This is a genomic window from Pseudomonas sp. M5, from assembly GCF_016907075.1.
Lineage (GTDB): Bacteria > Pseudomonadota > Gammaproteobacteria > Pseudomonadales > Pseudomonadaceae > Aquipseudomonas > Aquipseudomonas putida_E.
In genome coordinates, this window is the sequence record NZ_JAFBBH010000001.1 from 1,185,697 (window position 1) to 1,199,420 (window position 13,724).

The window sequence follows — 13,724 nt, forward strand, 5'->3', positions numbered from 1 at the left end:
CAGGAGAACGTCATGAAACGCCTTCACCCACTGCTGCTGAGCCTGGCCCTGGCGGGTCAGGCTCAGGCCGACGACCTGATGGACAACGCCGACCTTGCCGCCGGCAGCGACCTCGGTGACCCGGTGATCATCCGCCTGTTACCGGCAGGTGCCGGCCAGGTGGCGGTGATCGAGCAGCTGGGTTCGGGCAACCGCGCCGCCCTCGACCAGAACGGCCAGGCCCTGCTGGGCCGCATCGTCCAGGCCGGGGGCGCACAGGAAGCGTACATCCTGCAAGAAGGTAGTGACCTGATGGCCAGCATCAGCCAACAGGGAAATGGCAACAGCGCGTCGATCCGCCAGAGCGGCACCAGCAACAACGCCAGCATCGAGCAGATCGGCAACGACAACAGCGCCAGCATTGTGCAAGCCGGCTCGGGCCTGAACAGTTCCGTGACCCAGGCCGGCAATGGCCAGCATGTTCAGATCACTCAATACCGATAGACCTGGAGGCACCACCATGTTCAAGCTCGCTCCCCTAAGTGCCGCTATCCTCCTGGCCGTGGCCGGCCAGGTCATGGCGGACGACAGCACCTCGACCCAGTCGCAGACCGGCAACCAGAACATCGCCGAAGTCAGCCAGACCGTCGCGCCCTTCGCCGCCGCCACCCAGAACCAGACCGGCAAGGGCCACAACCACCTGGCGGTGCAGGACACCAGCACCAGCTACATCGACCAGACCGCCAGTGGCTCGTACAACGCCGGCTACGCCGAGCAGTTGGTCGAAAATGGCAGCCAGATCACCCAGCAAGCCGAGGGCACCTACAACGACGCCTTCGCCAGCCAGTCGTTGGGTGAAAACAACCAGGCGCTGCAGATGCAACAAGGCGCCGAGAACCGCTCGACCGTGTGGCAGGATACCCAGCTGGGCAGCCAGGCCACCACCCAGCAGAGCGGCCAGCGCAACGAAGCCTTCGTCGAACAGCTGTTCGGCGGCAGCAACAACAAGAGCCTGGTGAACCAGGACGGCCAGGACAACTATGCCGCTGCCGAACACCTGACGCACAACGACGGCAATATCGAGATCTACCAGCAAGGCAAGCAGAACTGGGCCTATGGCGACCAGCGCGACGGCACCGGCGGCCTCATAGGCATCGATCAGAACGGCACGGGCAACTCGGTGGAAGTCTGGCAGGACACTCAAGTCGGCAGCCAGGCCACCGTCAACCAGAATGGCCAGCTCAACGAAGGCTACATCGACCAGAGCCTGGGCCAGGACAACACTGCCAGCCTGTATCAACAAGGCAAGTCCAACGCCAGCTGGTCCGATCAGTTCGAGACCACCAACTCGACCACCAGCATCTCCCAGACCGGCACCAGCAACCTGCACTTCACCTACCAGACCGGCGACAACCAGAGCCTGACCGTGACCACTCAAGGTACCGGTAACAAGGTCATGGCCAGCAACTGGAAAGGCGAGAAACTTGGCGGGCAGTTCGGCAGCGACCAGACCGCCGTGATCAACCAGAGAGGCACGGAAAACAGCGTCAACCTGACCCAGAACGGTACCTTGCAACTGGCCACCCTGGGCCAGAAAGGCACCAACAACTCGATGGAAACCAAGCAGGCCGACAGCAACAACGAGCTGTACTTCGAGCAGAACGGCACCGACAACATCCTGATCGCTGACCAGCGCGGCATCGACAACTATGCCACCGGCGACACCACCGGCACCGGCAACACCATCACCCTGGACCAGTCCGGCTACGCCAACCAGAGCTTCACCACCCAGCTGTACGGCAGTGGCAACAGCGCCACCATCAAGCAGGCCGATACCGCCAACGTCGCCTACGTGACCCAGGGCGGCGCCGGCAACATGGCGTTCGTCGACCAGAGCGGGGCCAACCAGGCCGCCACCATCACCCAGATGGGCAACGGCAACACGGCCACCGCCACCCAGCGCTAAGCAGCTCCCCCTTGAACCGCAGCGCTTCTCTCCCTGGCGTTGCGGTTCCTTTTTTTGTGCTCCACACGCTATCGGGGCGCCAGGTTATCGGGACGCGGATGTTTTTGACTGCCGGCTGCAACAACCTTTTATGCACTTTTCGCTGCCTGATCTAGACTTTTCGCGACAACCCCGCAAGTTCAAGCCTGCGACAATCAGACTCAGAACATTATGTACCAACTTGTTAATTAGCTTGCTAAGGGCTTAAACTGCGCACATTCCACCTGCTGAGATCCCTGGCATGAACGAAACACCGCGCGCCTCTGGCGCCACAAACATCATCCTGGTCGGCTTGGGCGTGATCATCGCCCTGCTCGGCCTCCTCCTGGCTGCCGGCGGCGTCAAGCTCGCGGGCCTTGGCGGCTCTTGGTACTTCCTGATCGGCGGCCTGGCCATGGCCATCGCCGGCGTACTCATTGCCCGACGCAAGAAAGCCGGTGCCTGGCTGTACGCTGCATTCCTGATCGGCACCGCACTGTGGGCACTGATCGACGCCGGCCTGGTGTTCTGGCCGCTGTTCTCGCGCCTGTTCATGTTCGGTGCTATCGGCATGGTGGTGGCGCTCGTCTACCCGCAGCTGGTACGTGCCAATGGCGGTAGCACTGGCCGTGGTGCCTACGGCATCGCCGGCGTGCTGGCCGTGGTGCTGGTGATCGCTGCGGGCAACATGTTCGTTGCCCATCCAAGCGTCGCGCCTACCGGCAAAGGCCCGGGCATGACCCCGGTCGAAGCCGGCAAGGAGCAGAAGGACTGGGCCCACTATGGCAATACCGAAGGTGGCAGCCGCTTCGCTGCACTGGACCAGATCAACCGCGACAACGTCGACAAGCTCAAGGTCGCCTGGACCTACCGCACCGGTGACGTCGCCGTCAGCGATGGCAACGGTGCCGAAGACCAGCTGACCCCGTTGCAGGTTGGCAACAAGGTGTTCATCTGCACCCCGCACAACAACCTGATCGCCCTCGATGCCGACACCGGCAAAGAGCTGTGGAAAAACGAGATCAACGCCCAGTCCAAAGTGTGGCAGCGTTGCCGTGGCATGGCCTACTTCGACGCTACCGCGCCAGTGGCCCAGCCAACTCAGCCAAACAGCTCGCCGGTAACCGTCGGTAGCGTACCGGCTGGCGCCAACTGCCAGCGTCGCCTGCTGACCAACACCATCGACGGCCGGCTGATCGCAGTCGACGCCGACACTGGTGAGTTCTGCCAAGGCTTCGGCAACAATGGCCAGGTCAACCTGATGGCCGGCCTGGGTGACGTACCGAACTCCTACTACCAGCTGTCGTCCGCACCGCTGATGGCCGGTACCACCGTGGTGGTAGGCGGCCGTGTCGCCGACAACGTCCAGACCGACATGCCAGGCGGCGTGATCCGTGGCTTCGACGTGTTCACCGGTGCCATGCGCTGGGCGTTCGACCCGGGCAACCCGCAAGACCGCAACGCTCCGGCCGACGGCAGCACCTATGTGCGCAGCACCCCGAACAGCTGGGCGCCGATGTCCTACGACCCGGCGATGAACACCGTGTTCCTGCCGATGGGCTCCTCGTCCACCGACATCTACGGTGTCGAGCGCAGCAAGCTGGACCACACCTACGGCGCTTCGGTGCTGGCCCTGGACGCCACCACCGGCAACGAAAAGTGGGTGTTCCAGACCGTGCACAACGACCTGTGGGACTTCGACCTGCCGATGCAGCCAAGCCTGATCGATTTCACCAAGGACGACGGCAAGTCGGTACCTGCGGTGGTGATCGGCACCAAGGCCGGGCAGATCTACGTGCTCGACCGCGCCACCGGCAAGCCGCTTACCCAGGTTGACGAAGTTCCGGTCAAGCCAAGCAACATCCCGAACGAGCCGTACTCCCCGACCCAGCCTAAATCGGTGGGCATGCCACAGATCGGCGCACAGACCCTGACCGAGTCGGACATGTGGGGCGCCACGCCATATGACCAGCTGCTGTGCCGTATCGACTTCAAGAAGATGCGCTACGACGGCCTGTACACCGCACCGGGCACCGACCTGTCGCTGAGCTTCCCCGGTTCGCTGGGTGGCATGAACTGGGGCAGCATTTCCACCGACCCGGTCCATGGTTTCATCTTCGTCAACGATATGCGCCTGGGCCTGTGGATCCAGATGATCCCGTCGCAGAACAAAGGCCAGGCCGCTGGCGGTGGTGAAGCGCTGAACACCGGCATGGGCGCCGTACCGCTCAAAGGCACCCCTTATGCGGTGAACAAGAACCGCTTCCTGTCGGTCGCCGGCATCCCTTGCCAGGCACCACCGTTCGGCACCCTGACCGCCATCGACATGAAGACCCGCCAGGTGGCTTGGCAGGTACCGGTCGGCACCGTCGAAGATACCGGCCCGCTGGGTATCCGCATGCACCTGCCGATCAAGATCGGCCTGCCAACCCTGGGCGGCACGCTGTCCACCCAAGGCGGCCTGGTGTTCATCGCCGGCACCCAGGACTTCTACCTGCGCGCTTATGACAGCAGCAACGGTAACGAGATCTGGAAAGCCCGCCTGCCAGTCGGCAGCCAGGGTGGCCCGATGACCTATGTCTCGCCCAAGACTGGCAAGCAGTACGTGGTGGTCACTGCCGGCGGCGCCCGCCAGTCGACTGACCGTGGCGACTACGTGATTTCTTACGCACTGCCGTAAACCGCGTCGCTTTCATCGCCGGCAAGCCGGCCCCCACAGGTTCGTTGAAAGACCTTGTGGGGGCCGGCTTGCTGGCGATGAGGCCCTGAAAGATCAATTCGAGACCCCGCAATGCCATCCGCTATTCGCATCACCTCCCCCCTTCTGCTGGCCCTGGCCAGCACCACCGCCCTGGCCGACGGCGACCTCATGACCCGCAGCACCATGACCGGTGACTGGGGCGGCCTGCGCCACCAGCTTGAAGAAGACGGCATCAAGGTCACCGGCGACTACAGCGGTGAGACCGCGTACAACGCCCACGGTGGCCTGCACCGCTCGGCGCGCTATTCGCAGAACCTCAAGTTCGGCGTGCAGTTCGACCTGTCGAAACTGTATGGCCTGGATAACGGCGGCAAGGTCCAACTGACCATCAACGACCGTCGCGGCAACAGCGCCTCGGAAGACCTGGTGGGCAACCGCCTGCCGATCCAGGAAAACTACGGCGGCCTGTACACCCGCCTGACCGAACTGAGCTACGAGCGCACCCTGTTCACCCCGGCGCTCAACGTCAAGCTCGGCTACATGGCCATGGGCAACGACCTCGGCGGCCTGGACAGCGGCATCCTGTGCAACTTCATGAACGCCGGCTTCTGCGGTCACCCGCTGAACATGTCGGGTGGCAGCGGTTGGGCCAACTACCCCAACGCCCACCTGGGGGTGCGCGTGAAGTACGACCTGTCGCCATCTTGGCAACTGCGCGTGGCGGCGTTCAACGTCGACCCCGAAAGCAACGGCAACTCCAGCCGCGCCTGGCACCTGGGGCCCAAGCACACCACAGGCACCGTGGTGCCGGTCGAGCTGATCTACAAGCTGCAGGGTGAATTGCCGGGTGAATACAAGCTGGGCTACTACTACGACAGCTCCGACGTCAAACGCATTGGCAGTGACGACGAAGTGTCCGGCCGTGGCGGCCATTACCTGCTGATCGACCAAGCGGTGTGGAACGATGCCGGTTTGCCGGGCCGCAGCCTGCATGCTTTCGGCCAGTACTCAGCGTCGAGCAAGGCAGCCTCGCCGTTCACCAAGTGGTATGGCGCCGGCGTGGTGCTGTACAAGCCGTTCGAAGGCCGCCCGCGTGACACCGTGGCGCTGGGTTATGGCCGCGCCGTGCCGAACCCGCGCAGCCGTGACGTGCTGGAAGATGCCGCGCTCGATGCCGGGCAGCAGTTCCCGGACATCGACAGCGCCGAGCAATTGATCGAACTGAGCTACGGCTACCAGGCGACGCCGTGGCTGAACCTGCGCCCGGATGTGCAGTACATCATCGAGCCTGGTGCCTTCTCCGGCCAGGACATCGACAATGCGCTGGTGGTGGGGCTACAGGTCAAAGCGACCTTCTGATCCCCCGGGGCCGCTGTGCGGCCCCTTTTCAATCCTGCCTGAGGTAATCCACCAGCCTCGACAGCATCGCATCACACCCCTGCAACTGCTCGACACTGACAAACTCATCCGGCTTGTGCCCCTGCTCCATGCTACCCGGGCCACACACCACGGTGGGGATGCCTGCCTGATCGAACAACCCGCCTTCGGTGCCGAACGCCACCGTACCGAATTCATCCGACCCGCTGAGCAATGCCACCAACCGCGCCGCCTCGCTGTCGGCAGGTGTGGCCAACCCAGGATATGCACTCAAAGGTGCCAGATGAATGGCACTGGCCGCGTTCACGCTGCGCATGCGCGGCAACAATTCGGCCTCGGCATAGGCCTGCAACTGATCGGCCACCGTCTGCGCTTCAAAGCCTGGCAATGCACGCACCTCAAAGTCGAACGCACACTCTTCAGGCACGATGTTCAGCGCCCTACCCCCCTTGATGGTGCCTGTCTGTACCGTCGAGAACGGCGGGTCAAAGCGCTTGTCGTGCTGTTCGGGCAGCGCCAGCGCGTCACCAATCTCGCCCAGTTTGCCGATCAGCCTGGCGGCATATTCGATGGCATTCACACCATACGGCGCATAGGCCGAATGGCACGCCGCGCCATGCACCTGGCAACGCATGGCCAGCTTGCCTTTGTGGCCGAGTACCGGTTTTAGTTCAGTAGGCTCGCCAATCAGGCAAAGCCGCGGCTTGCCAGGCCGCTGTTCGAGCGCGGCGAGCATCGAGCGCACACCCAGGCAACCCACTTCCTCGTCATAGGAAAACGCGAAATGCACCGGCATGCGCAGCGGCTGCGCAAGAAATGCGGGTACTGCTGCCAAGACCGAGGCAATGAAACCTTTCATGTCCGCCGTGCCACGGCCATACAGGCGCCCATCGCGTTCACTCAGGGCAAACGGCTCGACCGTCCAGGCCTGGCCATCCACCGGCACCACATCGGTATGCCCGGACAGCACCACGCCACTAACATCAGCGGGGCCGATGGTGGCGAACAGGTTGGCCTTGGTGCCTTCAGGGTTATGGAACAGTTCGCTGTCCACACCCTGTTCGGCCAGATAGTCGCGGATGAAGTCGATCAGCTGCAGGTTGGAGTCGCGACTGACCGTGGCATAGCCGATCAGCCGGGCCAACAGGGCGCGGCTGGTGAACTCACTCATCACCCGGCACCCCATAGCTCGGTGCAGTCGTCGGGTTCAGCGCGCGGGTAACGTAGTCCTGCATCTGCGGGCGGTACGCCTGCCACAGACCATCGAGCACGCCGATCGGGTTTTCATCGGCCCAGTCCACGCGCAGGTCCACCAGCGGCCAGGTCAGCTCGCCCGCGATCTTCAGCGCCGCCGAGTGCACCGGGCCTGCCTCGCCACCTGCAGCCATTGCCGCATGCATGGCCGCCAGCAGACGATCAGCCAGGTGCCCGCCGGCCTGTTCGAAGGCCTGCACCATGGCTTCGATGACCTGTACCGAAGACAACAGGTTACCGGCCGCCGCGCATTGCTCACCGGCCACGGCGTTGTGCACACCCAACGCCTGCTTGCCGGTGAACAGCGCCACCTGGCCGTTACTGTCGATCACCGTGACCTGGCGGTACTCGCCCCAGCCATTGGCGCTGAGCACCCTGTCCAGCGCTGCCGCAGGCGGCAGCTGGCCCTGCTCCAAGGCATCGAGGATCTGTGGGCCAAGCGCCGGCAAGGTGATGTTCTGGGTGGCAACGGCGCCGACGCCTGCACGGACCCAAGGGCAACGCGCCCCTACGGCGATGCTCGACGAACTGATGGCGATACCGACCTGGCCAGTTTCCTGGCAGCGTCCGATGATGGAGAAGGTCATGAAAAGGCTCCTGTTGTTCTGGGCGATTGCAGGCATTCTGGGCAGAACCTTTTAGTGAGCGAAACCACCTTTTTCCTGTGCCTTGAGCAGGAAAAAACTAAGGCCGCGCACAGCCACGCAAAACAGCCCCAACCCCCTGCCACTCTTCCTGTAGCCCTTGTGCAGCAAGGCCTTCGCCGTTTTATCGGCAAGTACTCGTTAAATACTAATTTCGCGATTTTCCGTGCATCCCTAGTCTGGCCCCAGGTAACGGCGGTCCTCCAAACCGACCTGACAAAAACCGCCTGAACAAGGGCTCGGACATGACACTGAACACTATTGAAATCGACACCCTCGTCGTCGGCGCCGGCCAGGCCGGCGTGGCCATGAGCGAACACTTGAGCAAGCTCGGCGTGCCGCACCTGGTGCTGGAGCGCAAGCGTATCGCCGAGGCCTGGCGCACTGGCCGCTGGGATTCGCTGGTCGCCAATGGCCCGGCCTGGCATGACCGCTTCCCCGGCCTTGAATTCAACCTCGACGCCGACGCCTTCGCCGGCAAGGACCAGGTTGCCGACTATTTCGAGCAATACGTACGCAAGTACAACCTGCCGGTGCGCACCGGCATCGAGGTGAAGAAGGTGGTGCGCAATGCCGACCGCCCCGGGTTCACCATCGAAACCAACGAGGGGGTGATCCGCGCCAACCGTGTGGTGGCCGCCACCGGCCCGTTCCAGCGCCCGGTCATCCCGGCCATCGCGCCCAAGGACGAGCACCTGCACCAGATCCACTCCGCCGCCTATTTCAACCCCGGGCAACTGCCTGAGGGCGCAGTGCTGGTGGTAGGTGCCGGCTCCTCCGGCGTGCAGATCGCCGAAGAGCTGATGCGCGCCGGGCGCCAGGTGTACCTGTCGGTCGGCGCCCACGATCGTCCGCCACGGGCTTATCGCAACCGCGACTTCTGCTGGTGGCTGGGCGTGCTGGGCGAATGGGATGCCGAGATCGCCAAGCCAGGCCGCGAGCACGTGACCATTGCCGTCAGCGGTGCCCGTGGCGGCCACACCGTAGACTTCCGCGCCCTCGCCCATCAGGGCATGACCCTGGTCGGCCTGACCCAATCGTTCGACAACGGTGTTGCACGCTTCCAGGACAACCTGGCCGACAACATCCGCCGCGGCGACGAAAACTACCTGGCCTTGCTGGACGCTGCCGATGCCTATGTCGAACGCAACGGCCTGGACCTGCCGCAAGAGCCCGAAGCACGCAAGCGCCTGCCGGACCCGGCTTGCGTCAGCAACCCGCTACTGGAATTGGACCTGACCGAAGCCAATGTCACCAGCATCATCTGGGCCACCGGCTACGGCGTGGACTTCAGTTGGCTGCAGGTCGACACCTTCGATGCCAATGGCAAGCCCCAGCACCAGCGCGGCGTGTCCCGCGAACCGGGTGTGTACTTCCTCGGACTGCCCTGGCTGTCGCGCCGCGGTTCCTCGTTCATCTGGGGCGTTTGGCACGACGCCAAGCACGTCGCCGGCCACATCGCCACCCAGCGCACTTACCTGGCCTACCGCGACCGCGAACAGCGTGAAGCGGATGAGCAGCAAACTACCTCGATCAGCAACGTCAGCACCCTCGGAGCCCACTGATGCCTACCCATACCCGCATCCGCATGTTCAACACCAAGGTCACCTACCCTAACCAGACCCTGGACAACGACTTGTGCCAAGCCGTGCGCGCCGGCAACACCATCTATGTGCGCGGCCAGGTCGGCACCGATTTCGAGGGCCGCCTGGTGGGCCTGGGCGACCCTCGGGCGCAGGCTGAGCAAGCGATGAAGAACGTCAAGCAACTGCTTGAGGAAGCAGGCTCCGACTTGTCGCATATCGTCAAGACCACCACCTACATCACCGACCCTCGCTTCCGTGAGCCGGTGTACAAAGAAGTGGGCAAATGGCTCAAGGGCGTGTTCCCGATTTCCACCGGGCTGGTAGTGGCGGGCCTGGCCCAGCCTGAATGGCTGATGGAAATCGATGTGATTGCGGTGGTGCCGGATCAGGCTTGATTGAGTGAGGTGCTGGGGCGCGCTGCGCCCCGGTCATCTACATCCTGCCCAGTTCTTCCCGGCAAAACTCCACGAAAAGCTGCGCCGGCTTGGTCAACTGCACCCGCTTCAAACGCGCCGCAGCCAACCCCGACAACGCCACCGGCTCGGCAATGTCCACCGTCACCAGCTTCTGCCCGTCATACGTGCATTCTGAATGCGGCCGGGTCACCAGCAGTGAAAAGCCGAACCCCTGCCCCACCATCCCGCGCACCATCTCGATCGACGGCGAACTGAAGACAATGTTCGGCGTAAGATCCATCTCGTTGAACAGGCTGACAAAGTAGGTACGGCTCGGCGCCACATCCAGAAGGATCATCGGCTCCGGGCACAAGTCACGCAGTGACACCTGCGACTGGCCGGCAAAGCGGTGCTTTTCAGGAAGCAATACGTAGGGCTTTTGAGGAGGCATCAGCGGCTCAGCCTCGATGGTGCCATCCAGGTCATGATCGTAGAGAAACGCCAGGTCGAACGTACCCGCCGTCAGGCCCTGGATCAGCTCCTGCTGCTCGCCGTCGCGCAAGCGGATGTCTACGCCCGGGTAGCGTTCGCGAAAACCGGCAATCAGGCGTGGCAGGTACAACGGGGCCACGGTTTCGAAGCAGCCAATATCGATCTGGCCGGCCACGGTATCGTTGTCGGCCAGCGCGTTCTGCTCGAACTCGTGGGCCATCTGCAGCAACGATTTGGTCTTGGCGTAGAAGCGTTTGCCGCTGGGGGTGAGCGAAACACCTTGGGCATGGTGGCGGATGAACAACTGCACGCCAAAGCTCTCTTCCAGGCTCTTGATCGCTGTGGAAATGGACGGCTGCGCGATGTACAACTGGCGCGATGCCTCAGCGACGCTGCCGGCCTCGACGGTGGTGACGAAGTATTTGAGTTGTCGCAAGGTATAGGAAGCCACAGGCACCTCTCTGGCGCCGGTTGGGGCGCCCTTTTGAATTATCCTGCCACTTTACCGTGCCGTTGCAGTGGCGGGCGGCGCGGTGATGAAGGATTTGCCTATGGCTTGAACATATTCTTGCTTTGCCACGCCCGGCTGCAAAACGTCTTTACTGGAAGGTAAACAGCCGCAGGAACGGTGTGAGCCTATGAAAATCGTTGTCACCAGCATCCTCGTCGACGACCAGGCCAAGGCCTTGGCTTTCTACCACTACGTACTGGGTTTCGAGCCCAAGGACGACATCCCCATGGGCCAGTACCGCTGGCTGACCCTCACTTCTCCCAACGAGCCCAACGGCGTTCAGCTGGTACTGGAGCCCGATGCCCACCCAGCGGCCAAGACCTACAAGGCAGCGCTTCGCCAGGACGGTATCCCGGCGACGTCGTTCGGCGTGCGCGACATTCAGGCCGAGTACACGCGCTTGTGCAAGGCCGGGGTCAGGTTCACCAAACAACCCACCGACCTGGGCCCGGTCACCGTCGCGGTGTTCGACGATACCTGCGGCAACCTGATCCAGATCGCTCAGAAACATTGACCCTGGCCCATGGCAGGCCAGGCTGCCATTGGCTAAAGTTGCCGCTATTCCCGGTGCGCTAAAACAAGGAAAAACAATGCGCCACGAATTCAGCGAAGTGCTCAACGACCTGATCGATTACTTTCTGGTCGGGGACATTCAGTTGCTCGACCGCTTCAAGCACGACAATGACTTGCCCGATGACCTGGCCAGCGAATTCACCCACACCGACAGCGGCGACAGGGCCGTGCGCGAAGGCATCGTCATACCCTTGGCCGGCATCGACAACCTGCCCTACCACATCATTTTCACCCTCGAAGGTGACACTCCCGCCTTGCTCGAGCCCGGCAGCCGCCTGAAACACCGACGCGACGGTTATGTGCTACGGGTCGAGAACCGTGCGGTGATGGTGTACACCTGGCGCATCCTCCAGCATTTCACCAACAAGACCCTCGGTGACCTGCTCGCCCGCTACCAAGTGCCGGGGCGGCCGATCATCGAGCTGGATAACGGCTGGTATGACGTCGAAGTACTGGGCGGCGCGGTCGTGCGTGAGGGGCTGTACGAGCCAGCGTTCGAATTCGTGTTGACCAAGCGCTCAAGCCGCTGTGAGGCCAAGGACGTGGATATCGGGTATGCCTTTACCCTGCGTGGTTACTTCGACTGATTGCTCTCAAGCTTGCAGCGCAGGTAAGCAGGGCGAAAGTGACAGCAAAATATTCCAGGCAGAATCGGCTGGTACGGGACAGCCAGGTTGTCAGCATCGGCGGATATCATTTCCTCACAGCCCGGTCATGCGCCCTGCTGCATTGGCACTGGCCCTTTGAGCTCGACCTGGTTGCCATCGGGGTCATAGCAGTATAGCGACAGCCCCTCGCCCTCGGCGCCATAGCGCACCTGGGCAGGCTCCACCGCCACGCCGGCCGCTTGCAGGTAGGCGGTCAGCGCTTGTTCATCGAACGGTTCTATACGCAGACAGAAGTGGTGAAGGTTACGCCCTTGAGCCCCGGGTGCAGCACCACCGGGGCGCCCAAGCGGGCCATCGAGGGTAACCAGGTCGATCATGGCCGTACCGGTTGCCAAATGGACCATCCCCAGGTCCTCGCGCTCCCTGCTGACCGTGCAGCCCAGCAGGTCACGGTAGAAGGCCACGCTGCGCTGCAGGTCGCTGACGCGCAGCACCAGGTGGTCGATGTGCTTGATGGCGAAGGGTCTCATGCCGGCGCTCCTTGAGGCGATTGCACAGAGGTCCCGGCCACCATAGCCCAGCAGCGCATCCCCCGCTACTCGTTCACCAGGCGCTGCAGCAGGCCGGCATCATGGCGGGCCAGGGTGCGCAGTATCTGCTCGACCACTGTTCGGTCCGGCGCTTCCAAGTGGAAGTGATGCCCACCTGGGTGCCAGGAGACCCGGGCATGGCTGGGCAGTGCAGCCTCGCGCTGCGCGAAGGCACCGCCAACAAACGCCCCCTGCCTGCCCAGCATGAGGTAAAGCGGGCAGCGGATTTCCCTGAGAAGGTCACACGCCTCGCGCTCGGTCAGTGGCATCGGCTCGGGCAACACCAGCCGTGGGTCATGGCGCCAGCAGTAGCCGTGCGCCAACTGCAGCAGGTCACGCATGGCCAGCAACCGTGCGGCGTCGTCGGCAAGTTCGCCATCGAGACGCTTGCGTCGCTGCTCCAGGGCAGTTTCCAGATCGTCGAAGCGGCTCCCGGCGACGTCGGCAAAGCCGTGCAACTGGCTGCGTTGCACCATACGCTTGAGCCGATAGGCACGGGCCAGGTGCTGCACGCGATCATCCTCGGCAACCGTGAACGGCGCTCCCATGCCGTCGAGGAAGGTCATACTGGCGATGCCGCTGGTCATGGCAGCCAGCAGCGAGGCAATGCCGGTGCCCATGCCATGGGCTAGCACATGAAACCGCACCAGCCCAAGGCTTTCGACCACCGCCAGCATGTCCTCGGCATGCTCCCACAGGTAGTAGCCGCTGTCGTGGCGCCGGTGATCGGAGCGACCGTGACCGACCAGGTCAGGGGCGACCACGAAGCAACCATCGAGCAACGGGCCCAGCCGCTCGAACGAGGCGGCATTGTCCAGCCAGCCGTGCAACGCCAGCACCGGTATACCGTCTTCGGCTCCCCACGTGCGTACCGCTATTTCAATACCGTCGAGGTCAAGCAGATGATCCTTGGGACTGCATAGCGAACGCATCGCACTCTCCTTCGCTGAACACTGGCGCCATGCCTTTACCCCACCATCTCGCAGCGTGGCCTGCCCTGCTGGCCTCTTACCGACCCATGCATGCACGA

The 13,724-nt window shown here is 63.1% G+C and carries 13 protein-coding genes; 8 read left to right on the top strand and 5 right to left on the bottom strand.

Annotation, left to right across the window (positions count from 1 at the left end):
* Positions 1 to 12: 12 nt before the first annotated feature.
* The 4 genes from JOE27_RS05500 (at position 13) to JOE27_RS05515 (ending at position 6,023) form a co-directional block, all read left to right on the top strand.
* The gene (locus JOE27_RS05500; RefSeq protein ID WP_046785966.1) at positions 13 to 483 is read left to right on the top strand and encodes a curlin; all 471 of its coding nucleotides are present in this window, start codon (positions 13 to 15) and stop codon (positions 481 to 483) included.
* 16 nt (positions 484 to 499) lie between these two features.
* Entirely contained in the window at positions 500 to 1,945 is a 1,446-nt protein-coding gene (locus JOE27_RS05505) for a curlin (RefSeq protein WP_046785965.1), read from the top strand.
* Positions 1,946 to 2,225: 280 nt separating this feature from the next.
* Positions 2,226 to 4,643: a glucose/quinate/shikimate family membrane-bound PQQ-dependent dehydrogenase gene (locus JOE27_RS05510; RefSeq protein ID WP_046785964.1), complete on the top strand. Its 2,418-nt coding sequence runs from the start codon at positions 2,226 to 2,228 to the stop codon at positions 4,641 to 4,643.
* Between the two features lie 111 nt (positions 4,644 to 4,754).
* Complete coding sequence (locus JOE27_RS05515) at positions 4,755 to 6,023, top strand: carbohydrate porin (RefSeq protein WP_119687167.1); 1,269 nt, start codon at positions 4,755 to 4,757, stop codon at positions 6,021 to 6,023.
* 28 nt (positions 6,024 to 6,051) lie between these two features.
* On the opposite strand, the gene argE is transcribed toward JOE27_RS05515, so the two are convergent.
* Together argE and JOE27_RS05525 are read right to left on the bottom strand one after the other, a co-directional pair.
* Complete coding sequence (gene argE / locus JOE27_RS05520; protein WP_204918155.1) at positions 6,052 to 7,212, bottom strand: acetylornithine deacetylase; 1,161 nt, start codon at positions 7,210 to 7,212, stop codon at positions 6,052 to 6,054.
* Complete coding sequence (locus JOE27_RS05525) at positions 7,205 to 7,882, bottom strand: DUF1028 domain-containing protein (protein ID WP_204918157.1); 678 nt, start codon at positions 7,880 to 7,882, stop codon at positions 7,205 to 7,207. Before JOE27_RS05525 ends, argE begins: the two co-directional genes overlap by 8 nt.
* A gap of 302 nt (positions 7,883 to 8,184) precedes the next feature.
* On the opposite strand from JOE27_RS05525, the gene JOE27_RS05530 reads away from it, so the two are divergent.
* Positions 8,185 to 9,504: an NAD(P)/FAD-dependent oxidoreductase gene (locus JOE27_RS05530; protein ID WP_115274588.1), complete on the top strand. Its 1,320-nt coding sequence runs from the start codon at positions 8,185 to 8,187 to the stop codon at positions 9,502 to 9,504.
* On the top strand, positions 9,504 to 9,920 hold the full coding sequence (locus tag JOE27_RS05535; RefSeq protein WP_204918159.1) for a RidA family protein: 417 nt from the start codon (positions 9,504 to 9,506) through the stop codon (positions 9,918 to 9,920). The genes JOE27_RS05530 and JOE27_RS05535 overlap by 1 nt, the downstream gene beginning before the upstream one ends.
* A gap of 37 nt (positions 9,921 to 9,957) precedes the next feature.
* Here JOE27_RS05535 and JOE27_RS05540 read toward each other — a convergent pair whose 3' ends face one another.
* The gene (locus tag JOE27_RS05540) at positions 9,958 to 10,863 is read right to left on the bottom strand and encodes a LysR family transcriptional regulator (protein WP_115275528.1); all 906 of its coding nucleotides are present in this window, start codon (positions 10,861 to 10,863) and stop codon (positions 9,958 to 9,960) included.
* Between the two features lie 187 nt (positions 10,864 to 11,050).
* Between JOE27_RS05540 and JOE27_RS05545 the strand changes: the two genes are divergently transcribed.
* Entirely contained in the window at positions 11,051 to 11,437 is a 387-nt protein-coding gene (locus JOE27_RS05545; RefSeq protein ID WP_046785960.1) for a VOC family protein, read from the top strand.
* A 76-nt stretch (positions 11,438 to 11,513) separates the two neighbouring features.
* Positions 11,514 to 12,083 (top strand): hypothetical protein, encoded by a 570-nt coding sequence (locus JOE27_RS05550; RefSeq protein WP_115274587.1) that lies wholly within the window; start codon positions 11,514 to 11,516, stop codon positions 12,081 to 12,083.
* Positions 12,084 to 12,208: 125 nt separating this feature from the next.
* Here JOE27_RS05550 and JOE27_RS05555 read toward each other — a convergent pair whose 3' ends face one another.
* On the bottom strand, positions 12,209 to 12,634 hold the full coding sequence (locus tag JOE27_RS05555; protein ID WP_046785958.1) for a VOC family protein: 426 nt from the start codon (positions 12,632 to 12,634) through the stop codon (positions 12,209 to 12,211).
* Positions 12,635 to 12,699: 65 nt separating this feature from the next.
* The gene (locus JOE27_RS05560) at positions 12,700 to 13,626 is read right to left on the bottom strand and encodes an alpha/beta hydrolase (protein ID WP_115274586.1); all 927 of its coding nucleotides are present in this window, start codon (positions 13,624 to 13,626) and stop codon (positions 12,700 to 12,702) included.
* Positions 13,627 to 13,724: the final 98 nt, after the last annotated feature.

Bases quoted from the DNA above. Each gene is read 5' to 3' on its own strand.
- JOE27_RS05500 (WP_046785966.1), top strand. From the start codon at position 13: ATGAAACGCCTTCACCCACTGCTGCTGAGCCTGGCCCTGGCGGGTCAG.
- JOE27_RS05505 (WP_046785965.1), top strand. From the start codon at position 500: ATGTTCAAGCTCGCTCCCCTAAGTGCCGCTATCCTCCTGGCCGTGGCC.
- JOE27_RS05510 (WP_046785964.1), top strand. From the start codon at position 2,226: ATGAACGAAACACCGCGCGCCTCTGGCGCCACAAACATCATCCTGGTC.
- JOE27_RS05515 (WP_119687167.1), top strand. From the start codon at position 4,755: ATGCCATCCGCTATTCGCATCACCTCCCCCCTTCTGCTGGCCCTGGCC.
- argE (WP_204918155.1), bottom strand. From the start codon at position 7,212: ATGAGTGAGTTCACCAGCCGCGCCCTGTTGGCCCGGCTGATCGGCTAT.
- JOE27_RS05525 (WP_204918157.1), bottom strand. From the start codon at position 7,882: ATGACCTTCTCCATCATCGGACGCTGCCAGGAAACTGGCCAGGTCGGT.
- JOE27_RS05530 (WP_115274588.1), top strand. From the start codon at position 8,185: ATGACACTGAACACTATTGAAATCGACACCCTCGTCGTCGGCGCCGGC.
- JOE27_RS05535 (WP_204918159.1), top strand. From the start codon at position 9,504: ATGCCTACCCATACCCGCATCCGCATGTTCAACACCAAGGTCACCTAC.
- JOE27_RS05545 (WP_046785960.1), top strand. From the start codon at position 11,051: ATGAAAATCGTTGTCACCAGCATCCTCGTCGACGACCAGGCCAAGGCC.
- JOE27_RS05550 (WP_115274587.1), top strand. From the start codon at position 11,514: ATGCGCCACGAATTCAGCGAAGTGCTCAACGACCTGATCGATTACTTT.
- JOE27_RS05555 (WP_046785958.1), bottom strand. From the start codon at position 12,634: ATGAGACCCTTCGCCATCAAGCACATCGACCACCTGGTGCTGCGCGTC.
- JOE27_RS05560 (WP_115274586.1), bottom strand. From the start codon at position 13,626: ATGCGTTCGCTATGCAGTCCCAAGGATCATCTGCTTGACCTCGACGGT.